The following is a 19,686-nucleotide window of genomic DNA, read 5'->3' as shown; positions in this document are numbered from 1 at the left end:
TGCCGCCGTCTCGATGGGTGGACTCGAGCCGACAGTCCGGGATGTCCAACTCGGTGCCGTTCGAAGCGTCCAGCGCCGTCGGATTAGGCGCTCGGCGCAGAAAGAGTGCCGCGTGAACAGCCTGCGGCTGCGCAGCTTCGGACGCCGGTAGGAATCGCGTCGGAACGACACGAGGGGCCCAAGGCGTGATGCATCGGACCCCTCGTGCGTGACGGTGATCGTCAGTCGACGCGCGTGATCTTCTTCGGGGTCGACATGTGGATCAGGAAGCGTGGCCGGACCTCGCTGCCCGGCAATGCCGCCGCGATCTGCTGTTCGGCGCGACCGACGACCTCGGTGACCTCCGCGAAATCGCGGTTCGATTCGGCCTCGACGGTGATCTCGAGCATGACCCGCTTGCGGTCGTCGATCGCCCGCGAACGCGTCGAGTTGATCAGACGGTGCCGTGCGAGATCATCGGCGACCGCACTCGCGATCTTGCTCGGGTTGACCGCCAGGGTTCCCGATCCATCGCTGCCGGGGAGGACCACCGTCCCGGTCTTGCGGGGCCGGCTGTTCATCGACAGCAACAGCAGGCCGATGACGATGCCGCCCACGGCGATCCCGATCAGCACGTACAGCCACCAGCTCTTGTCGGGCGCACTGTCGAACCACGACAGGTCGATCTTGTCGAGCTGATCGCGGACCTGCGTGACCTTCAGTTCCCACGCGATGGCGACCGCGCCGACGGCGATGAACACCAGTCCGAGGAGCAGCGTGATGAGCCGGTTCACACCGGCGGGCAACACGTTCACGAGTGCACCTCCTTGGTGGTCGGGGTGGTGCCGGAGGCCGCGACCGGATCGGTCTCGTCGTCGTCGGTGCTCTCGACGATCGGTTCCGGCAGGCTCGGCCGGCCGGCCGCGGGTGGCGGCGGCTGCGACTTCGGCGTCTTGAGTGTGGTGGTCTTGATCTTCACCGAGTGCTTCGGCAGGACGGTCGCGATGGATGCGGCGATCGCCTCGCGGACAGCATCGGTCGAGGCAGGGGCCTCGTCGGTGGTGGTGATGCGCGTGACGACCTTGCGTCGCTTCACCGTGCTGTCGGCGCGGGTGACACCGGCGTGCTGACGAGCGACGGCGCTCGCGCGCCGGGCGACATCCACCTTGCGGGTCCAGGTGCTCGGCGAATATCCGTCGACCGTGCCTGCTCCGTCGAGCGCGATGTGCGTCTTCGACCGGGGCCGGATCGCAGTCCACACGAAGAACAGCCCGATGACGATGAGCGCGATCGCGACGGCCCAGAACCAGGCCTGCCACGAGAGGTCGGCGATCCACCGCGACGCCGCGGCGATCCACTCCGAACCGGTGATCCATCCCTGATCGACGCAGATGTCGCGGATGGCGACACCACCGGCCGCGATCAGCGCGATCGCGAACAGAGACGTGGTCCACACGGCGCCGGGGGTGGCGGTGGGCGGGACGATCTTCTTCAGACGGGGCGCGGGTCCGGCTTCGGGTGCGCCCTGCGACTGGGGTGTGGTCATCGCACTCTCCTCTGCGAGCTCGTCTCGCCGACGATCACGTCGGCGATCGTGACGTCCACCCGGTGGGGTGTGACGCCGGTGAGTCGCGCCAGCTCGGTGTGGACCAGGGCCCGCACCTCCTGGCAGAGGGCGGTCACCTGGGTGGGCCAGCGGACGGCGACGTCGACCTTCACGTCGGGGTGGGGACGCGACATGTCGATCGACACCTTCGGGTGCTCACCGCCGGTGATCAGCCCGAGCGATCCGCGGTGACGCAGGACGCCTTCGATGGACAGCGCGGCCGCACGGCCGATCTGCTCGCCGACCCTGTCGTGGATGGTGGTGGTGCCGGGACCGCCGCCGTCTGGGATGTGCGGTGCGGCCTCGGTGGTCGGGTCAGCCACGGTTGCGGCTCCGCAGGAGCCCCGAGAGATCGATGGTGCCGTCGCGGTGCAGACCGACGGCGAGGCCGATCGCGCCGAGCACGATGGCGAGGATGAAGCCGCCGAATCCGCCGGTGGTGGCGGCGATGGCCAGCAATAGGCCGACGATGAGACCGATGGTCGCGTTGTTGTTCATGTGGTTCCCCTGTCGGGTCGGTGTGACGGTGGATGGTGGGTGTTTCCGCCGGCTCGACTCGCTCGGGCGAACCGATGTCGGTGGATCAGATCTCGAAGTATCGCTTGGCTCCGGGGACCGAGCGCGGGAGCCTGGTCCGGAAGGCGTCGATCGTCTTCGCCGTCGAGCGGCGGATGCGGCGTAGTCGCGACGTGGGTCGTACACGCGGACGTGGCGACGACGACCGTTGCGCGGATCCTGCCTGCCGCGCCGACCCGGGGTCGACACCGGTGGTGCGCCCGAATTCGCGGTCGAGGCGGGCGAGTTCTCGGTGCAGGGCCTGCGGATCGCCGCCGACGTCGGGGTGATACCTGCGTATCACGGCCCGACGCCGGGCGGCGTAGTCCGAGGGCGGGGGCATCGGGTCAGTGATCGCCGTCAGCCGTCACGAGCCCCGGCGGGTTCTCGGCAGCGGTCGCGGGAGCGTCACCCGGGGGTGGATCGGCGACCGTCACGTCTTCGACGATGACGGTCATGGTCAGCCCGGAGGCCTTCTCGGTCGCCGCACGGACGGCCTCGGCGGTGTTCATCACGTTGCGTGAGAGATCGACCTCGATGTGTACCTCACCGCTGAACTCCTGGAGACGGACACCGACGATACGGCGACCGGCCGCGTAGGTGGCCACCTCGCCGAACCGACCTGAGTTCAGGCCGGTCACGCCGGGCACCGACGTGGTGGCGGCGACCACCGCGTCGGCGACCTCGGCGTCGGAACTCACTGGACTCGGGGCTCCGCGGTCTCGCCGGTGGCCTCGTCGTCCTCGAAGTGGATGTCGTGGATGGCGATGTTGACCTCGGTGACCTCCAGGCTGGTCATCTGCTCGATCGAGTTGATGACGTTGGAACGCACCGCGGCGGCGAGATCGTGGATCGCGACGCCGTAGTTGGCGACGAGACCCAGGTCGACTGCGGCCTGCTTCTCGCCGACCTCGACCGAGATTCCCTGGGTGATGCTCTGGCCGCCGCCGACCGGGATGGCCTCGCGGACGCGGCCGACGATGCGGGCAGCCTGACCACCGAGGTCGTAGACGCCCTCGATCTCACGCGCGGCGATGCCGGCGATCTTCGAGACCACCTGGTCGGCGATCGTGGTGCGACCGTGCTGGCCCACGAGATCGCGGTGTCCCTCGGCGACCTCCTTGCTCGGGGAGACCTTCGCTGCGGCCGAAGAGGTCGTGGTGGTGGACGGTGTGGTCATCTGCACTCCTTCATGTCAACACATGAGAGCGGTCTTTCGACAGACCGGACTCGATTGGATCGAACGTCGTGCACCGGATCGGTTCGAGCGTCCTGTCATGGACGCGCATGCGATTCGATGTAATGGTTGAGTCGGTGGCCGCGCCGGTTCTGCACGCGGGGTGAGACGTGACGTGGCCCACACCTTCGGCGAGAGGCCCAGAGACGTGCAGACCGAGGATCCGGTGGCTCCGGCCGATCCCGCCCGAGCCGATGTCGACGGTGTCGATCTGACCGGCGTCGACATCGCCGGTGAATCCGACGAGACCCTTGCGCGGGCGGCCGCCGTCGGCGACCGGGCCGCGTTCGACGAACTGGTGCGGCGGACGCTGCCGATGCTCCTGCGGTACGCGCGGCGCATGGTCTCCGATGCCGGGAACGCCGAGGACGTCGTGCAGGAGGCGCTGCTGGCCGCGTGGAAAGGCTTGCCGCGGTTCGGTTTCCAGAGCAGCTTCCGGACCTGGGTGTTCTCCATCGCGCACCGGAAGATCATCGACCTGCGTCGCCGCCGCAGCGAGGTGGCCGCCGACGACGAGTTCCTGACGGCGATCCCGTCGTCGTCACCGACGCCCCTCGACGACGCGATGGGCACCTCGCTGCGGGACGCGCTCGAACGGGAGCTGGCCGAACTCCCCTATCTTTCGCGCGCCACGTGGTGGTTGCGTGAGATGGAGGGGTTGTCGCACCCGGAGATCGCCCGCGTCCTCGACATCACGCCGAACTCGGTGCGCGGTCACCTGCAGCGCACCCGGGCTCGGCTCGCCGAGCGCATGGAGCCCTGGCGGCCCGGTCGCGATCCCGCCGGCGGGGATCGGCCCCCGGCCCGTCCAGATTCCCCGGCCCGTCCCGATCCACCGGCACGCCGTGCCCCGCGGGCGCACCACCGACCACCGACCACCACAGATCCACCCACCGCACCGGATCCACCGACATCGGAGACGACATGGCAGTCACGGACGTGAGCGAGCAGGGATCGGAGAAGTGGATCGTCGAGGCGGGTCGTGAACTGGATCCGCCGGCGTCCGATGTCGAGCGCCTCACCGCGAAGGTCATCGATTCTGCGCGCAGGCTGTCGCACTCACGCTCGGAGTTGGCGACCGACCGCCCCTCGATCGTCGTCACCGACCGCGTGGTGCGTCGCGTCCTCATGATGGAGATCCGCCGCAGGGTGGCGCGGCCGGTGCTGGAGGTAGGGGTGACGTCGGAGGAGCGCGAGGTCACCGGGGTCCGTCTCGGTCTGATGTGTCGGTACGACGACGATCTCGGCGAGCTCGCCGACGACGTACGCGGGGTGACCGCGGACGTCCTCGCGGCCACCCTCGGTGCCGAGCGGGGTGCTCGCGCGGCGAGCCGTGTCGACGTCGACTGGATGGACCTCGACTGGACACCACCCTCGACCGAGGAGAAAAACTAGAACCTGTTCTAGTATCTCGCTACTGTTGACCGGTAGGACGGCGCGAACCATCTCGGTCACGAGACGGATCGACCGCCGGAGGTCATCAGCGAGAGGACATGTGGTGCGCGCCGAACTCCCCGAGGTCATCCGTCACACCGACATCACCGACTGGTCCGACGAGGTCGACGTCCTCGTCGTCGGGTGCGGCATCTCCGGTGGATGCGCCGCCGTCGAGGCGGCCACCGCCGGCGCCTCGGTCCTCGTCCTCGAACGGGCCGGTGTCGCGGGCGGCACCACCTCGCTCGCCGGCGGTCACTTCTATCTCGGCGGCGGTACCGCGGTGCAGCAGGCGACCGGTCATGAGGACTCGGCCGAGGAGATGGAGAAGTACATCACCGCGGTGAGCCGCGATCCCGAACCCGACAAGATCCACGCCTACTGCCGCGACAGCGTCGAGCACTTCGACTGGCTCGAGGCCCTCGGCTTCCACTTCGAGCGCAGCTTCTACGACAAGAAGGCCGTGATCCAGCCCGGCACCGAGGGGCTGATGTTCACCGGCAACGAGAAGGTGTGGCCCTTCTGCGACATCGCCGTCCCCGCGCCGCGCGGACACAAGGTCCCGGTGCCCGGTGACACCGGCGGTGCGGGCATGGTGATCGATCTCCTCGTCAAACGCCTCGCCGATCTCGATGTCGAGATCCGCTACGACACCGGCGCCCGACACCTCGTGGTCGACGACACGGGCGCGGTGGTCGGTGTGAGGTGGAAGCGACTCGGCGAGACCGGGGCGATCCGGGCGCGCAACGTCGTGATCGCCGCCGGTGGGTTCGTGATGAACGAGTCGATGGTCGACGAGTTCGTGCCCTCGCTGGCCGAGAAGCCGTACACCCTCGGCAACACCTTCGACGACGGTCTCGGCATCCGGCTCGGGGCGTCGGTCGGCGCCGCGCTCAAGCACATGGACCAGACGTTCGTGACCGCGCCGGTCTACCCGCCGTCGGTGCTCATCACCGGCCTGATCGTGAACACGAACGGTGACCGCTTCGTCGCCGAGGACTCCTACCATTCGCGCACCTCGGGTTTCGTGATGGACCAGCCCGGGGCCGCGGCCTTCCTGATCGTCGACGAGGCGCACATGGAACGGCCCGTGTTCCCGTTGATCTCGTTCATCGACGGGTGGGAGACGATCGAGGAGATGGAGGCCGCTCTGGAGATCCCGGCCGGGCGTCTGGTCGCGATGATGGAGCGCTACAACACCCACGCCGCGCGCGGCGAGGACCCCGATTTCCACAAGCGCCCCGAGTGGTTGGCGCCGCAGACCGAGGGGCCGTGGGCGGCCTTCGATCTCACTCTGGGCAAGGCCCTCTACGCCGGTTTCACGATGGGTGGTCTGGCGACGAGCGTCGACGGCGAGGTCCTCACAGAGGCCGGCGCCCCGATCGGGGGGCTCTACGCGGCGGGTGCGGGTGCGGCGAACATCGCCCAGGACGGCAAGGGTTACGCGAGCGGCACACAGCTCGGTGAGGGCTCGTACTTCGGACGGCGCGCGGGACGGCACGCGGCCGCGAGGGCCTGACGCCCGGAGATTGCGCGATCGGGGTGGCCAACTGGCCGGTCTACGGGATGAGTGCCCTGTCGACGGGTGGAGATACGAAAACGGACCGAAACCATGGGGCAGATGGTTTCGGTCCGTCGTCCGTGGGTGACATCCCGGGCCCGGAGACCCGGGACGTCAGTTCACAGCTGGTACATCAGTGATCAGTGATCAGGCCGGGGGCATGAGCACCGAGTCGATGAGGTACACGGTCGCGTTGGCGGTCTTGACGCCACCACAGATGACCGAGGCGTTACCGGCGCCGACCTTGAGGTCGTTGCCCGAGCCCGAGACGGTGACGTCCTGGCCCTCGACGGTCTTGTGGGTGCCGGCGATCTGCGACGGCGCGAGCTGACCCGGGACCACGTGGTAGGTCAGGATCTTGGTCAGCAGGGCGTCATCGGTCTTCAGGGTGTCGATGGTGGCCGCCGGGATCTTGGCGAACGCATCGTCGACCGGCGCGAAGACGGTGAACTGGCTGCTGTTCAGGGTGTCGACCAGGTTGACCTTGGGGTTCAGCTGTCCGGAGACGGCCTGGGTCAGGGTCTTGAGCAGCGGGTTGTTCGACGCAGCGGTCGCAACCGGGTCCAGAGCCATGCCGCCGACCGAGCCGGGGCCGCTGGCGTTGGCCTCGGCGTAGGAGGCGCAGCCCGAGCCCACGAGATCGGCGGCCGGATCGGCGCTGGCGGCCGAGCTCTCGGCGGCCGACGACGCGGCGGTCGAGGTGGCGGCGGTGCTGGACGATGCGGAGTCAGAGCTGTCGTCGCTGGAGCAACCGGCGACCAGGCCGACTGCCATGCCCAGGCTTGCAACTGCTACGGCGAATCGTTGGGTCCTCTTGAGGGCCATTGCCTATCCAATCTTTTGGTGTTGTCGGTCACTTGCCATTCGAACCCTACGGCCGGGCAGATGGGTCATGACCGAAACTTTCTGTCTCGAATTCGTCAATACGCATCCTGATCGTCACGGCGCGGTAACGGGCTCGGAAATCCGTCGAGCCCCTCGGACATCCGTTTCCCGGTCGGCGACGAATAGCTCAATGAACCTTTGCCACATGCATTACGCCGGGTAGGGCAGACCTTCCGCTCGGTGTCGTGCCGCTCTGCGTCACAGCGGATTCGAACCGAGAGGCACCACATGCGCATCGAGAAGACCGCCCGCGGAGCGCTCGCCGGTCTCGTGGCCGTCGGGTCCGCTCTGGCGGCCGGCGAGATCGTCTCCGTCGCCGTCTCGTCGTACGCCTCTCCCTACTTCGCGGTCGGCTCCTATCTCGTCGACAACGCCCCGGCGCCGGTCCGCGAGTTCGCGATCCGCCAGTTCGGCACCAGCGACAAGATCGCCCTGTTGACCGGTATGGCCATCGGCATCGCGGTACTGGCCGTGGTGGCCGGTCTCGTCGAACGGCGGACGCGCCCGATCGGGTCGGTGCTGATCGTGCTGTTCGGTGCGTTCGGTGTGTTCGCGGCGATGGCCCGCCCCACCGCCGACGCGACCTACTCGATCCCGTCCATCGTCGCGGCCGTCGTCGGCATCCTCGTGTTGCGGGCGCTGCTCGGTTTCTTCGCGAGGACCAACGCCGCGGCTCCGGAACACAGCGGTCTGTCCCGGCGACTGTTCTTCTCCTCGGCGGTGTCGGTGGCCGTGGTGGCCGGAGCCGTCGCCTTCGCGGGCAAGAAGATCGCCGAGGCGGGCGACGCCATCGCCGAACGCCGCAAGCTGAAGCTGCCCACCCCGGTCAGCAAGGCGCCGCCGATCCCGGCCGGCGCCGACCTGAAGGTCCCCGGAGCCACCCCGTTCGTCACCAGCAACACCGACTTCTATCGCATCGACACCGCGCTGCAGGTCCCCAACCTCAAGACGGCCGACTGGCAGCTGCGCATCCACGGCATGGTCGACAACGAGATGACCCTCACGTGGGAAGACCTGATGGGCATGCAGGCCGAGGAGAAGGTCATCACGCTCACCTGTGTGTCGAACCAGGTCGGTGGCATCCTCGCCGGCAACGCGACCTGGGTCGGCTACCCGATCAAGTCGATCCTCGAGCGGGTCGGTGTGCAGTCCGACGCCGACATGCTCTTCTCGACCAGTGTCGACGGCTGGACCTCCGGCACCCCCATCTCCGCACTCACCGACGGTCGCGACGCGATCCTCGCCGTCTCGATGAACGGACAGCCGCTACCGCTGGAGCACGGATACCCCGTCCGCCAGGTGGTGCCGGGCCTGTATGGGTTCGTCTCGGCCTGCAAGTGGGTCGTCGACTGGGAGATCACCCGGTTCGACAAGGCCGAGGCCTACTGGACGAAGCGCGGCTGGGGCGCGCAGGGACCGATCAAGACGGCCTCGCGTATCGACCGCCCCGAGCCGTTCTCGAACTCCCCGGCCGGCGAGGTCGTCATCGCGGGCACGGCATGGGCCCAGCATCGTGGCATCTCGAAGGTGGAAGTCCGCATCGACAACGGTCCCTGGGAGGTCGCCGACCTCACCGAGGAGTACTCGAACGACACGTGGCGGCAGTGGTCCTACCGGTGGCAGGCCACGTCGGGCCAGCACACCGTGTACTGCCGGGCCACCGACAAGACCGGTCAACTACAGACCGAGGAACGGACGCCCCCCATCCCGGGTGGCGCCACAGGCTGGCACAACCGTGTCCTCACGATTGCGTAAGACGGTGAATCAGACACGCTACTGTCGGTTCTGTGACCGACCGTTCCCTCGCGCGTCTGCCGGAGTTGGCAGACCTCTTGGAGCGGACCGCTGCGCGCGATCGGGCTGCGTTCGCAGCGCTCTACGACGCCACGAGTCCGCGCGTCTACGGCCTGATCCTGCGGGTGCTGCGCGATCCGGGCTACGCCGAGGAGACGCTGCAGGAGGTGTACCTGCAGATCTGGCAGAACGCCTCGAACTATCGACCCGACATGGGGTCGGTGGTGTCGTGGATGCTCACGATCGGGCATCGACGCGCGGTCGATCGCGTCCGCTCGGAGGAGGCGTCGTCGCGCCGTGGGACGCAGTACACGGTCTCGAACGCGATGACCGAGGTCGACGAGGTCGTCGAATCGGTGGTCACCCGCGAGGACCGGCGCGCGGTGATCGCGTGTCTGGGCACACTGACCGACACCCAGCGGGAGAGCATCGAGCTGTCGTACTACGGCGGCCTCAGCTACCCGCAGGTGGCCGAGAAGCTCGGGGCAGCGTTGCCCACTGTGAAATCACGCATCCGGGATGGACTGCGTCGACTCAAGTCCTGCCTGGAGACCAGCGATGAGGCCTGACCGAGATCCTCGCGAGCTGGTCGACGACCTGCTCGAGCTCTACGCCATCGACGCGCTCGACCGATCCGAACGAGCGTCGTTCGAAGCTGCCCTGTCGGCGGTGGACGAGGCGCATCGTGTCGCCGCGGTCATCGAGATCCGTCGCACCCACGACGCCGTCGCCCGCATGGCCGCCGAGCACACCGTCGTGCCGCCGGTGGCGGTGCGGCGTTCGCTGCTCGACGCGATCGCGTCGGATCGCCTCGGGGCGGTGCGTCCGCTGCGGTCGGTGCCGTCGCATCCCGCCGGCCCGGTCTCGCAGGACATCCCTGCCGTCTCCGCCGACGAACCGACGGTCGCGGACGGTGCGGCCGGCGCGGACGAGTTGGGCGCGCGACGTACTCGTCGACGCCGGCTCGCGATGTCGGTGGCGTCCGCCGCCGCGGCTCTGCTGCTCGTGATCGGCGGTGTCGTGATCGGACGGTCGTCGGTGTCGACGCCGGAGCCGTCCACACCGGCCGTCGCGGCGGGCTCGGTCGAGCTGGAGCAACTGCGCGCGGTGATGAGTGCGCAGGACGCCGAGATGCACCGCACCCAGCTGACGGGTATGCCAGGAACCGTCGTGGTGGCCTCGTCGCGCTCGATGGACACCGCGGTGGTGCTGCTCGACAGTGCGCCGGTGCCTGCGAACGCGCAGACCTACCAGTTGTGGCTCATCGGGAACGCCCACGCACCGAAATCGGCCGGCCTGATCACCGACGCGTCGGCCTCCACCCCGGTGATCGTGCACGGACTCGCCCAGTCGCGAACGGTCGGCATGACGATGGAGCCCCGCGGCGGTTCACCGCAGCCGACCGGCGACGTCCTCGCGGCCGTCTCCATCTGACAGCGTTTCGCCCCGACGACTGTTTGCGCTGACAGTCGTCACTCGGCGGCCCTTGGGTGGGCACCTCATCCGACGATGTCCGATGCTATGTTTCGTTCAACCTTCGGTCGCCGATCGTGACCGTTCGCCCTTCGAAGTGCCTGCGTCGGTGACCCCTCGGACGCGGCCTCGCGCGGTGTCGTCGTGACACCGTGGTGAACACGTGTGCAGCAGTGTGAGACAGGTGGGTATATGAGCGTCGGTGTCGTGCGCGAGATCGCGGAGGGGGAACGGCGCGTCGCGCTGGTACCCAAGGTGGTCGCGTCGTTGGTGAACAAGAAGGTCGACGTGATCGTCGAATCGGGGGCGGGTCTCGGTGCCCTCATCCCCGACTCCCTCTACACCGACGCCGGGGCCACCATCGGTGACCCGTGGTCGGCAGACCTGGTGGTGAAGGTCGTCGCCCCGACCGACGACGAGGTCGCGAAACTGCACTCGGGTCAGACCCTCATCGGGTTCCTGGCGCCGCGGAATCAGACCAACCAGATCGGCGCGCTGAAGTCCGCCGGCGTGCAGGCGTTCGCGGTCGAGGCGATCCCGCGCATCTCGCGCGCACAGGCGATGGACGCGTTGAGCTCGCAGGGCAACGTCTCGGGCTACAAGGCCGTCCTGCTCGCCGCCGAACAGTCCACCCGCTACTTCCCGATGCTGACCACAGCGGCCGGCACGGTGAAGCCGGCGACCGCGCTGATCCTCGGCGTCGGTGTCGCCGGCCTGCAGGCACTGGCCACCGCCAAGCGCCTCGGTGCCCGCACCACCGGGTACGACGTGCGGCCCGAGGTCGCCGATCAGGTGAAGTCGGTCGGCGCGCAGTGGCTCGATCTCGGTATCGACGCCGCCGGCGAGGGCGGCTACGCCCGCGAGCTCACCGAAGACGAACGCGCACAGCAGCAGAAGGCACTCGAGGACGCGATCAAGGGTTTCGACGTCGTCATCACCACCGCGTTGGTGCCCGGTCGTCCCGCGCCGCGCCTCGTGACCGCCGCCGCGGTCGAGGGCATGAAGCCCGGCAGCGTGATCGTCGACCTCGCCGGCGAGACCGGTGGCAACTGCGAACTCACCGAGCCCGGGCAGAACGTCGTGAAGCACGGCGTCACGATCTGCTCGCCGCTCAACCTCCCCGCAGGCATGCCCGAGCATGCCAGTGAGCTCTACTCCAAGAATCTCCTCGCCCTCATCGAGCTGATGCTCGACGAGAACGGCTCGATCGCACCGGATTTCTCCGATGAGGTGCTCGAGAAGTCGTGCGTGACCCGAGAGGCAGGCGACGCCTGATGTACACCGGACTCCTGGCCAACCTCGCGATCCTGGTGCTCGCCGGATTCGTGGGCTTCGCCGTCATCTCCAAGGTGCCCAACACCCTGCACACCCCGCTGATGTCGGGGACCAACGCCATCCACGGCATCGTCGTGCTCGGCGCGCTGGTGGTGCTCGGCGCCCTTCCCGCCGACGCCAACTGGGGCGTGCGCATCATCGCCTTCGTCGCGTTGGTGTTCGGCACGCTCAACGTCATCGGCGGCTTCGCCGTCACCGACCGCATGCTCGGGATGTTCAAGGGCAAGAAGGAGGTCAGCAAGTGAACACCGTCCTCCTCGCAGCCGATCTGCACTCGCCGGACCAGAACATCTCGTATGTGGTGACGGCGCTGTACATCCTCGCCTTCGGGCTCTTCATCTACGGCCTGTCGGGACTCACCGGCCCCAAGACCGCGGTGCGCGGCAACTGGATCGCCGCGGTCGGCATGGGCATCGCGGTCGCCGCAACGCTGCTCTACGTGTGGAACGAGGGCGCCCGCGCCGACGACGGCGCAGGCCGCGTCGAGGTCCCGACGATCAACTGGATCCTCATCGCCGCCGGCCTCATCATCGGTGTCGCACTGGGCATCCCGCCGGCGCTGAAGACGAAGATGACGGCCATGCCGCAGCTCGTCGCGCTGTTCAACGGTGTCGGTGGTGGCACGGTCGCGCTCATCGCGTGGTCGGAGTTCATCGAGACCTCGGGCTTCTCCGAGTTCGGCGGCACCGAGCCCGCCTCGCCGCTGGTCGTCGGGTCGCTCATCGCGGCGATCATCGGTTCGATCTCGTTCTGGGGCTCGCTGATCGCGTTCTCGAAGCTGCAGGAGATCCTGCCCAAGGGCGTCGAGAAGTTCTTCGTCGGCAACGCCAAGCTGTTCCAGCTCGCCAACATCGTCCTGCTGATCGGGTCCATCGCCATCGCGGTGTTCCTCGGCGTGCAGGCCACCAGCGGCGGAGGCGCCAGCGTCTGGTGGATCGTCGGTCTGCTCATCGCGGCCGGCGTGATGGGTCTGTTCGTGGTGCTGCCGATCGGCGGCGCCGACATGCCCGTCGTCATCTCGCTGCTCAATGCCATGACCGGGTTGTCCGCTGCCGCAGCGGGTATCGCGCTCGACAACACCGCGCTCATCGTGGCCGGCATGATCGTCGGCGCGTCGGGCTCCATCCTCACCAACCTCATGGCCAAGGCCATGAACCGGTCGATCCCCGCGATCGTCTTCGGTTCGTTCGGCGGTGGCGCCGACGGTGCCGCGGCCGGTCCCGCCGGCGACGGTGGCACCGTGAAGGCCACCTCGGCCGCCGACGCCGCGATCCAGATGGCCTACGCCAACCAGGTGATCGTGGTGCCGGGCTACGGACTCGCGGTCGCGCAGGCGCAGCATGCGGTGAAGGAGATGGCGACCCTGCTGGAGGGCAAGGGTGTCGAGGTCAAGTACGCGATCCATCCGGTCGCCGGTCGTATGCCCGGGCACATGAACGTGCTGCTCGCCGAGGCCGACGTGGAGTACGACGCGATGAAGGAGATGGACGACATCAACGGCGAGTTCAGTCGCACCGATGTCGCGATCGTCATCGGCGCCAACGACGTCACCAACCCCGCGGCCCGCAACGACCCCAGTTCACCGATCCACGGCATGCCCATCCTCAACGTCGACGAGGCGCGATCGGTGATCGTCCTGAAGCGGTCGATGTCCTCGGGCTACGCCGGTATCGACAACCCGCTCTTCGGCGCATCGGGTACCTCGATGCTCTTCGGCGACGCCAAGAAGTCCGTCGGTGAGGTCATCGAGGAACTCAAGGCGTTGTAACCAGACGTAGAACCCTTGCAGCCGTAGCAGTATGTCTCGCTCAGCGGGACGAACTGCTACGGCTGTTCGGTTTTCGGCCGGTGTACTTCCTGCCATGTCTTCCCGAGGATGCAGAACTCGTTGCCCTCGGGATCGGCGAGCACGGTCCAGGTGACCGACGGGTCCTGACCGATGTCGACCCGCGTCGCACCGAGCGACTCCACCCTCGCGATCTCGTCCTCGGTGGTGGTGCCGTCGGCACGCAGGTCGAGGTGCAGACGGTTCTTGATGGTCTTGGCCTCGGGGACGCGGAGGAAGTCGATGGTCGGCGTCGTCCGATCGGCCGGGGCGATGCTCAGGTAGTCGTCACCGTCGACCTCGGTGATCTCCCATCCGAGGACCGCGGTCCAGAAGGCGGCGACGAGGTTGATGTCGTGGCAGTCGATGGCGATGACGTCGATTCTGCTGGTCATGGACGCAACCCTACGACCGGTCGACGTGGGGAGGTTGCGATTTCGTATCGGGGACTGGACATCCTTTGCGGCGCGCAAGCACAATGGGTCACAGTTGGTACGCACACGTTCCAGCAGGGAGGTCGTCGATGAGAACACGTCGCATCGCACTCGCCGCGGCCGCGGCCGCCGCGCTGTCGGTGACCGCGGCTCCCGGCGCCACGGCCGCGCCGGAGCCGACCCCGCAACCCGGCGGCGCACCCGACGTCACCATCTCCCGCGCTCAGGTGTCCACCGATCCCGCGACCCGCGGCGACATCTTCGTGGTGATCAGCAATGTGGGCGCCGCCAGGGCCACCGGGATCGTCGCGTACATCAACTCGATCCCCAACGCGTTCGGTGGCACCGAACTGATCGACGGCATCGACCCCGGGAAGTCGGTGCGCCAACGCGTGGGGAAGCTGGGCGCGATCCCGTTCACCGGGATCGTCGCGTCCGCGGTCTACTGCAACGACCGAGACCCTCAGCCCCTCAACAACTATTGCTTCGGCTTCGAGGTCCTGCGCCCTCCCCGCTGACACCTCGACCCCGCCGACACCTGGACCAGCTGACGACTGGACCCACTGACATGCCCCGCCACCCCCGGGCGTGGGCAGGTCGGGTGGGATCGAGACCCCCCGATCCCACCCGACCACCTCAGTGCGTCACAAGTCGGCGCGCACGATGTGTGCCGCAGTGACCAGATTGCGCAACGACGCCTCCACCTCGTCGGTCGAGCGGGTCTTCAGTCCGCAATCCGGATTGATCCAGAGCCGCTCCGCAGGAACGGCTTCCAGCGCCGCGCGCAGCGACGCCACGATCTCACCGACCTCGGGAACACGGGGCGAATGGATGTCGTAGACACCCGGGCCCACACTGTTCGCGTACCCGATGGCGTTCAGGTCGCCGAGAACCTCCATGTGCGACCGTGCAGCCTCGATGGAGGTGACATCGGCATCGAGGTCGGAGATCGCACCGATCACCGTGCCGAACTCCGAGTAGCAGAGGTGGGTGTGGATCTGTGTCGAGTCGGCCACGCCCGATGTCGACAGACGGAACGCATCTACCGCCCAGCGCAGGTACGTGGGTTGGTCCGCGGCACGCAGAGGAAGCAGCTCCCGCAGCGCGGGCTCGTCGACCTGGATGATTCCGACACCCGCCGCCTCGAGGTCTACGGTCTCGTCCCGGATCGCCAGCGCGATCTGATTCGCGCTGTCCGACAACGGTTGATCGTCGCGGACGAACGACCACGCAAGGATGGTGACCGGCCCCGTCAACATGCCCTTCACCGGCCGATCGGTGAGCGACTGGGCGTAATCGATCCACGCCACCGTCATCGGATGCCGCCTGCGGACGTCGCCGTAGAGGACAGGCGGCCGCACACACCGGGTGCCGTAGGACTGCACCCACCCGTTGTCGGTGGCGAAGAAGCCGTCGAGCTGCTCGGCAAAGTACTGCACCATGTCGTTGCGTTCGGGTTCACCGTGTACCAGGACGTCGAGTCCGAGATCCTCCTGCAATGCGATGACGCTCGCGACCTCCTCGCGCATCCGCGTCTCGTACTCGTCGACGCCGATCTCGTTCGCGCGCAGCGCTGCCCGTGCCTGACGGATCGCGGACGTCTGCGGGTACGAACCGATCGTGGTCGTGGGGACCACGGGCAACTCGAGCCTGTCGTCCTGAGCGGTTCGTCGGTGCGCCGCCGGTCCGCGGGCGATTCCTGCATCGACCGTGGCCTTCACCTGCTGTCGCACAGCGTCGTCGTGCACACGGGCATCGGAGCGACGAGCCTCCAACGCTCGTGTGCAGTCATCCAGTGTCGTGCTGACGGATTCGCGTCCGTCGCGTAGCGCGGTGGCCAGGGTGACCACCTCGACAACCTTCTCCTCGCCGAACGCCAGCCAACTCCGGAGGGTGTCGTCGAGCCCGGTCTCCGATTCGAGGCTGTAGGGGACGTGCAGTGTCGAGCACGACGTCGACACCGCCACCGAGGCGGCCGAACCCAAGAGCGTGGCCAGGGTCGCGAGCGACGCCGAGAGGTCGTTGCGCCAGATGTTGCGGCCGTTGACGATTCCCGCCACCAGGAGCTTGGAGGTCAGTGCCGGTACCGAGGCCACTGCATCAACAGAGCCGCGCACCAGATCGACAGCGATCCCCTCGATGTCGGTGGCAGCCAGCGCCGGCAGCGCCTCGCGGAGTTCACCGAAGTAGCTCGCGAGGAGGATCGCCGGCCGGTCGGTCGCGCTGCCCAGTGCGCCGTACACCTGCGTGGCGAGCCCTGCCGGGTCGTGGTGGAGATCGGTGACCAGCGCGGGTTCGTCGATCTGGACCCACTCGGCGCCCACCTCGCGCAGCGTCGACAGCAGCTCGCGGTACAGCGGGATCAGTTCGTCGAGACGTCCGACCGGGATGCTGCCGTCCACCCCCTTGCTCAGCAACAGGAAGGTGATCGGGCCGATGATGACCGGACGCGCAGGGATGCCCAGCGCCAGTGCCTCGGCCAGTTCGCCGAGCACCTTCGCCGGGTGCAGCGAGAACCGTGTCGATGCCGAGATCTCCGGGACGAGGTAGTGGTAGTTCGTGTCGAACCACTTCGTCATCTCGAGTGGGGCGATCTTTCCGGTGCCGCGCGCCGCGGCGAAGTACCGGTCCAGATCGTCGTCGATGTCGGCGACCCGCGGCGGTAGTGCGCCGAGAAGCGCTGCGGTGTCGAGCATCTGATCGTAGAACGAGAAGGTGTTCACCGGGATCGAGTCGAGGCCGGCGGCGTGCAGTGTGCGCAGGCCGGATCGACGTAGATCGGTGGCGAGGGCGTGGAGTTGGGCTTGGTCGGTGCGACCGGCCCAGTACGATTCGACGGCCCGTTTCAGCTGACGATTCGGCCCGATGCGGGCAGAGCCCAGAGTTGTTGCGGTGAATGGTGTACCACTCATGTGAATACGTAGTCCTTCGGTGCGTGCGGATGGCCATCACCAAGGAACGTGGTACCGACGAGCCGGCCGCCTGCCAGATGGCATGCAGCGAACAGCCGAGACCCTCACAGGGGCACGGCTCCAGCTCTTGCGGTCACACGCCCAGTCCACGAGGCGATGATCCGCCGGGTGCGGCGCACCCGGCACAGATGGCAGGTCTTCGGACTCGTGGGCGTGACACTCGCGGCCTACTGGCCGACGCTTCCCAGCAGACCCGCTCTCGCGGACCCGCCAGTGCTGTTTGTCGGCGGTCGTTCCCACTCACCGCTGCGGGACAGTCCCGGATTCTCACCGGGTTCCCTCTCGCTCGGCCGCCACCGCATGGTGGTGACCGCGCTCGATGCCGCACGATCGACTCAGGGGCTCCTGGGCGTCACTCGTACGGCAGACCAGCTGCGATCGCGACAGTACGCGCCCGCGTCCCCCGATAGCATCGCGGTATGCCTTTCCATCGGTTCCTGGAGCGCCATGACCACGACGAGTCGTTCGAGCTGGGCAAGGCGATGCGGGACATCCGCGGACGGTCGACGTTGGCGGAGCCGCCTTCCGGGGAGCGCGACCTCATCGACCTCGTGCGCAGGCAACACGAGGGCCGTATCGCAGAGCTGATCCCGCTGCGGATCGCGCGGATGAGCTCCTCGCCGTTCGCTTTCTTCCGCGCCACCGCCGACATCATGGCCACCGACCTCTCGTCGATCCCGGTGACCGGTATCGACGTGGTGATCAGCGGCGACGCCCACATCGGCAACTTCGGCTTCTACGCCAGCCCCGAGCGCCGCATCCTGTTCGATCTCAACGACTTCGACGAATCCGGTGTCGGTCCGTGGGAATGGGACCTCAAGCGACTGGTGACCAGCGCGGTGCTGTGCGCCCGCGCCGACGGTGCCGACACCGACGATCAGACCGAGCTCGCCACCGATGTCGCGCAGGCCTACCGCCGGGCACTGCGGGCGGCGAGTTCGCAGTCGGTGATCGACCGCTACTACACCTCGGTCGACGCAGAGGTGTTGGCCGACAACGCCGGTGGCGTGGTGGCCGATGTCATCGACGCAGCACTGGCCAAGGCGCGACGCCGGACGGCGGACACCATCGTCGACAAGATCACCGAGATCGGCCCCGACGGTCGGCGTCGCATCACCCCGGACCCACCGATCGTGGTGCCGCTGTCCTCGCAACACCCCGAGCGGATCGAGCTCGCCGGACAACGGGTCGACGAGATCTTCGATCACTACCTGTCGTCGGTGCGTACCGACGTGGCGTTGCTGCTCTCGCAGTTCGAGATCGTCGACGTCGCCCGACGTGTGGTGGGTGTCGGCTCGGTCGGCAACATCGCGCTGATCGTGCTGCTGCAGGGCCCCTCGGGCGAGCCGATGGTGTTGCAGCTCAAGCAGGCCGCGCCGTCGGTGCTCGAGACCAACGGCGGTCTCAGCTCGGTGATACCCGAGACCGAGCAGACGCCGACCGATGCCCGCGACGCGATCCGGGTGGTGGCCAGCGCCCATGTGCTGCAGGCGAACTCCGATCCGTTCCTGGGGTGGACGGCATCGCGTGAGGGCGCGTTCTACTGGCGGCAGTTCCGCGACATGAAGGGATCGATCGACGCCACCGACCTGAAGGCGCGGGAGCTGCGCCGGTACAGCGAACTCTGCGCGCGGCTGCTCGCCCGATCACACAGCCAGAGTCCGGCTTTCGCGCAGATCGCCGGGTACCTCGGCAAGAAGGCGACCGCCGACACCGCAGTCGCCCGATGGGCGGTCTCCTACGCCGATCAGGTCGACCGCGACCACGCGCAGTTCGTCGCCGCGGCGACCGACGGGACGATCTGAGCGGTCAGGCCGAGTCGACCGCGCGGTCGAACAGGGTGCGGTCGTGGGCGTTGACGATCAGCAGGTCGGGATCGGCACGACGCCGGAGCTCGGCGATGCGTTCCTGGTTTCGGCGCAACTGAGTGCGGTCCATCGCGAGCACGGTCTCGGTGACGCGCATCGTCCACGGCGTCGAGGTCTCGTCCTCGATCGCGCCCCGATGGTGGAAGGCATCCCCGCAGTGCAGGACCCAGCGATCGCCGGCGTCGACGGCGACCGCGGCATGACCACGGGTGTGTCCCGGCAGGGAGACGAGGACGATCCCGGGGGCGATGTCGGTGAGTTCGCGCGCCGCGTCGAATCCCCGCCACGCCTCACCAACGGGTTCGTGGGTGACCAGGACTGGTCCGTGCGCCCACTGTCGACGACGGTAGCGGCCGTGTTCGAGTGTGGTGCGCGGACGTTGGGCCGAGGTGACCTCGGTGGCGGTGGCGTGGATCGTCGCGTCGGGGAAGTCGGAGATCCCGCCGACGTGATCGAGGTCGAAGTGGGTGAGCACGATGTGGCGCACATCGTCGGTCGAGTATCCGAGCCGCTGGATCTGCCGCGCCGCGGTCTCCTCGGGGTCGAGCACGGGACGGATCACGTGGCGCAACGGCCCGAGCCGTCGTGCGGGTGAGGCGCAGTCGGCGAGGCCGTACCCGGAGTCGACGAGGACGAGTCCGTTGTCGGTCTCGACCAGCAGCACGTGGCAGACCAGTGAATCGCCGGGGACGGGCATCGTGCCGCAGTTGAGGTGGTGGACCCGCATG

General features: G+C 67.9%; 22 protein-coding genes and 1 riboswitch. Of the genes, 11 read left to right on the top strand and 11 right to left on the bottom strand.

The features are described from left to right. Positions 1-221: 221 nt before the first annotated feature. The 7 genes from ACLBW1_RS01450 to ACLBW1_RS01420 all read right to left on the bottom strand — a co-directional run bounded on the left by ACLBW1_RS01450 (position 222) and on the right by ACLBW1_RS01420 (position 3,320). Entirely contained in the window at positions 222-794 is a 573-nt protein-coding gene (locus ACLBW1_RS01450) for a hypothetical protein (protein WP_447809655.1), read from the bottom strand. Next, the gene (locus tag ACLBW1_RS01445) at positions 791-1,525 is read right to left on the bottom strand and encodes a DUF6286 domain-containing protein (protein WP_447809653.1); all 735 of its coding nucleotides are present in this window, start codon (positions 1,523-1,525) and stop codon (positions 791-793) included. The genes ACLBW1_RS01450 and ACLBW1_RS01445 overlap by 4 nt, the downstream gene beginning before the upstream one ends. After that, positions 1,522-1,908 carry an Asp23/Gls24 family envelope stress response protein gene (locus ACLBW1_RS01440; RefSeq protein WP_447809652.1) on the bottom strand — a complete coding sequence of 129 codons (387 nt, stop codon included), beginning with the start codon at positions 1,906-1,908 and terminating at the stop codon, positions 1,522-1,524. The genes ACLBW1_RS01445 and ACLBW1_RS01440 overlap by 4 nt, the downstream gene beginning before the upstream one ends. Further along, positions 1,901-2,083 carry a DUF2273 domain-containing protein gene (locus ACLBW1_RS01435; protein ID WP_447809650.1) on the bottom strand — a complete coding sequence of 61 codons (183 nt, stop codon included), beginning with the start codon at positions 2,081-2,083 and terminating at the stop codon, positions 1,901-1,903. The genes ACLBW1_RS01440 and ACLBW1_RS01435 overlap by 8 nt, the downstream gene beginning before the upstream one ends. An 85-nt stretch (positions 2,084-2,168) precedes the next feature. Continuing rightward, on the bottom strand, positions 2,169-2,483 hold the full coding sequence (locus ACLBW1_RS01430) for a hypothetical protein (protein WP_447809648.1): 315 nt from the start codon (positions 2,481-2,483) through the stop codon (positions 2,169-2,171). A 4-nt stretch (positions 2,484-2,487) separates the two neighbouring features. Next, positions 2,488-2,841 (bottom strand): hypothetical protein, encoded by a 354-nt coding sequence (locus tag ACLBW1_RS01425; protein ID WP_447809647.1) that lies wholly within the window; start codon positions 2,839-2,841, stop codon positions 2,488-2,490. After that, positions 2,838-3,320: an Asp23/Gls24 family envelope stress response protein gene (locus ACLBW1_RS01420; protein WP_447809646.1), complete on the bottom strand. Its 483-nt coding sequence runs from the start codon at positions 3,318-3,320 to the stop codon at positions 2,838-2,840. The genes ACLBW1_RS01425 and ACLBW1_RS01420 overlap by 4 nt, the downstream gene beginning before the upstream one ends. A gap of 172 nt (positions 3,321-3,492) precedes the next feature. On the opposite strand from ACLBW1_RS01420, the gene ACLBW1_RS01415 reads away from it, so the two are divergent. From ACLBW1_RS01415 to ACLBW1_RS01405, 3 genes are all read left to right on the top strand, one after another. Next, positions 3,493-4,320, top strand: coding sequence for an RNA polymerase sigma factor (locus ACLBW1_RS01415; RefSeq protein WP_447809645.1), 828 nt, complete (start codon positions 3,493-3,495; stop codon positions 4,318-4,320). Further along, positions 4,302-4,772: a hypothetical protein gene (locus tag ACLBW1_RS01410; RefSeq protein WP_447809644.1), complete on the top strand. Its 471-nt coding sequence runs from the start codon at positions 4,302-4,304 to the stop codon at positions 4,770-4,772. Before ACLBW1_RS01415 ends, ACLBW1_RS01410 begins: the two co-directional genes overlap by 19 nt. 103 nt (positions 4,773-4,875) lie before the next feature. Then, on the top strand, positions 4,876-6,330 hold the full coding sequence (locus ACLBW1_RS01405) for an FAD-binding protein (protein ID WP_447809643.1): 1,455 nt from the start codon (positions 4,876-4,878) through the stop codon (positions 6,328-6,330). Between the two features lie 189 nt (positions 6,331-6,519). Here ACLBW1_RS01405 and ACLBW1_RS01400 read toward each other — a convergent pair whose 3' ends face one another. Beyond that, positions 6,520-7,197 carry a fasciclin domain-containing protein gene (locus ACLBW1_RS01400; protein WP_447809642.1) on the bottom strand — a complete coding sequence of 226 codons (678 nt, stop codon included), beginning with the start codon at positions 7,195-7,197 and terminating at the stop codon, positions 6,520-6,522. Between the two features lie 288 nt (positions 7,198-7,485). Here ACLBW1_RS01400 and ACLBW1_RS01395 point away from each other — a divergent pair, with 288 nt between their 5' ends. The 6 genes from ACLBW1_RS01395 to ACLBW1_RS01370 all read left to right on the top strand — a co-directional run bounded on the left by ACLBW1_RS01395 (position 7,486) and on the right by ACLBW1_RS01370 (position 13,627). Then, on the top strand, positions 7,486-9,012 hold the full coding sequence (locus ACLBW1_RS01395; RefSeq protein ID WP_447809641.1) for a molybdopterin-dependent oxidoreductase: 1,527 nt from the start codon (positions 7,486-7,488) through the stop codon (positions 9,010-9,012). A 32-nt stretch (positions 9,013-9,044) separates the two neighbouring features. Continuing rightward, positions 9,045-9,620 carry an ECF RNA polymerase sigma factor SigK gene (gene sigK, locus ACLBW1_RS01390; RefSeq protein ID WP_447809640.1) on the top strand — a complete coding sequence of 192 codons (576 nt, stop codon included), beginning with the start codon at positions 9,045-9,047 and terminating at the stop codon, positions 9,618-9,620. Then, entirely contained in the window at positions 9,610-10,485 is an 876-nt protein-coding gene (locus tag ACLBW1_RS01385; protein ID WP_447809639.1) for an anti-sigma factor, read from the top strand. Before sigK ends, ACLBW1_RS01385 begins: the two co-directional genes overlap by 11 nt. Positions 10,486-10,716: 231 nt before the next feature. Further along, positions 10,717-11,799: a Re/Si-specific NAD(P)(+) transhydrogenase subunit alpha gene (locus ACLBW1_RS01380; RefSeq protein ID WP_447809637.1), complete on the top strand. Its 1,083-nt coding sequence runs from the start codon at positions 10,717-10,719 to the stop codon at positions 11,797-11,799. Next, positions 11,799-12,104: an NAD(P) transhydrogenase subunit alpha gene (locus ACLBW1_RS01375; RefSeq protein WP_447811097.1), complete on the top strand. Its 306-nt coding sequence runs from the start codon at positions 11,799-11,801 to the stop codon at positions 12,102-12,104. Before ACLBW1_RS01380 ends, ACLBW1_RS01375 begins: the two co-directional genes overlap by 1 nt. Further along, the gene (locus tag ACLBW1_RS01370; protein ID WP_447809636.1) at positions 12,101-13,627 is read left to right on the top strand and encodes an NAD(P)(+) transhydrogenase (Re/Si-specific) subunit beta; all 1,527 of its coding nucleotides are present in this window, start codon (positions 12,101-12,103) and stop codon (positions 13,625-13,627) included. Before ACLBW1_RS01375 ends, ACLBW1_RS01370 begins: the two co-directional genes overlap by 4 nt. A gap of 56 nt (positions 13,628-13,683) precedes the next feature. Here ACLBW1_RS01370 and ACLBW1_RS01365 read toward each other — a convergent pair whose 3' ends face one another. Further along, complete coding sequence (locus ACLBW1_RS01365) at positions 13,684-14,079, bottom strand: VOC family protein (protein WP_447809635.1); 396 nt, start codon at positions 14,077-14,079, stop codon at positions 13,684-13,686. Positions 14,080-14,207: 128 nt separating this feature from the next. On the opposite strand from ACLBW1_RS01365, the gene ACLBW1_RS01360 reads away from it, so the two are divergent. Then, positions 14,208-14,636, top strand: a complete 429-nt coding sequence (locus ACLBW1_RS01360; protein WP_447809634.1) for a hypothetical protein — start codon at positions 14,208-14,210, stop codon at positions 14,634-14,636. A 126-nt stretch (positions 14,637-14,762) separates the two neighbouring features. On the opposite strand, the gene metE is transcribed toward ACLBW1_RS01360, so the two are convergent. Then, a complete protein-coding gene (gene metE / locus ACLBW1_RS01355) occupies positions 14,763-17,030 on the bottom strand; it encodes a 5-methyltetrahydropteroyltriglutamate--homocysteine S-methyltransferase (RefSeq protein WP_447809633.1) in 2,268 nt (755 codons plus the stop codon). A gap of 193 nt (positions 17,031-17,223) precedes the next feature. Beyond that, positions 17,224-17,371: riboswitch (cobalamin riboswitch) on the bottom strand. Positions 17,372-17,509: 138 nt separating this feature from the next. Here metE and ACLBW1_RS01350 point away from each other — a divergent pair. Then, positions 17,510-18,895 carry a DUF2252 domain-containing protein gene (locus tag ACLBW1_RS01350; RefSeq protein ID WP_447809632.1) on the top strand — a complete coding sequence of 462 codons (1,386 nt, stop codon included), beginning with the start codon at positions 17,510-17,512 and terminating at the stop codon, positions 18,893-18,895. Between the two features lie 4 nt (positions 18,896-18,899). Here ACLBW1_RS01350 and ACLBW1_RS01345 read toward each other — a convergent pair whose 3' ends face one another. Further along, positions 18,900-19,685: an MBL fold metallo-hydrolase gene (locus ACLBW1_RS01345; protein WP_447809631.1), complete on the bottom strand. Its 786-nt coding sequence runs from the start codon at positions 19,683-19,685 to the stop codon at positions 18,900-18,902. Position 19,686: the final 1 nt, after the last annotated feature.

It is taken from the genome of Williamsia sp. M5A3_1d (assembly GCF_053345315.1).
Note: the sequence above shows the minus strand (reverse complement) of the source record. Positions and strands in the feature narration are given on the sequence as shown.

Bases quoted from the DNA above. Each gene is read 5' to 3' on its own strand.
- ACLBW1_RS01445 (WP_447809653.1), bottom strand. From the start codon at position 1,525: ATGACCACACCCCAGTCGCAGGGCGCACCCGAAGCCGGACCCGCGCCC.
- ACLBW1_RS01435 (WP_447809650.1), bottom strand. From the start codon at position 2,083: ATGAACAACAACGCGACCATCGGTCTCATCGTCGGCCTATTGCTGGCC.
- ACLBW1_RS01430 (WP_447809648.1), bottom strand. From the start codon at position 2,483: ATGCCCCCGCCCTCGGACTACGCCGCCCGGCGTCGGGCCGTGATACGC.
- ACLBW1_RS01420 (WP_447809646.1), bottom strand. From the start codon at position 3,320: ATGACCACACCGTCCACCACCACGACCTCTTCGGCCGCAGCGAAGGTC.
- ACLBW1_RS01410 (WP_447809644.1), top strand. From the start codon at position 4,302: ATGGCAGTCACGGACGTGAGCGAGCAGGGATCGGAGAAGTGGATCGTC.
- ACLBW1_RS01400 (WP_447809642.1), bottom strand. From the start codon at position 7,197: ATGGCCCTCAAGAGGACCCAACGATTCGCCGTAGCAGTTGCAAGCCTG.
- ACLBW1_RS01395 (WP_447809641.1), top strand. From the start codon at position 7,486: ATGCGCATCGAGAAGACCGCCCGCGGAGCGCTCGCCGGTCTCGTGGCC.
- ACLBW1_RS01385 (WP_447809639.1), top strand. From the start codon at position 9,610: ATGAGGCCTGACCGAGATCCTCGCGAGCTGGTCGACGACCTGCTCGAG.
- ACLBW1_RS01380 (WP_447809637.1), top strand. From the start codon at position 10,717: ATGAGCGTCGGTGTCGTGCGCGAGATCGCGGAGGGGGAACGGCGCGTC.
- ACLBW1_RS01375 (WP_447811097.1), top strand. From the start codon at position 11,799: ATGTACACCGGACTCCTGGCCAACCTCGCGATCCTGGTGCTCGCCGGA.
- ACLBW1_RS01365 (WP_447809635.1), bottom strand. From the start codon at position 14,079: ATGACCAGCAGAATCGACGTCATCGCCATCGACTGCCACGACATCAAC.
- ACLBW1_RS01360 (WP_447809634.1), top strand. From the start codon at position 14,208: ATGAGAACACGTCGCATCGCACTCGCCGCGGCCGCGGCCGCCGCGCTG.
- metE (WP_447809633.1), bottom strand. From the start codon at position 17,030: ATGAGTGGTACACCATTCACCGCAACAACTCTGGGCTCTGCCCGCATC.
- ACLBW1_RS01350 (WP_447809632.1), top strand. From the start codon at position 17,510: ATGCCTTTCCATCGGTTCCTGGAGCGCCATGACCACGACGAGTCGTTC.
- ACLBW1_RS01345 (WP_447809631.1), bottom strand. From the start codon at position 19,685: ATGCGGGTCCACCACCTCAACTGCGGCACGATGCCCGTCCCCGGCGAT.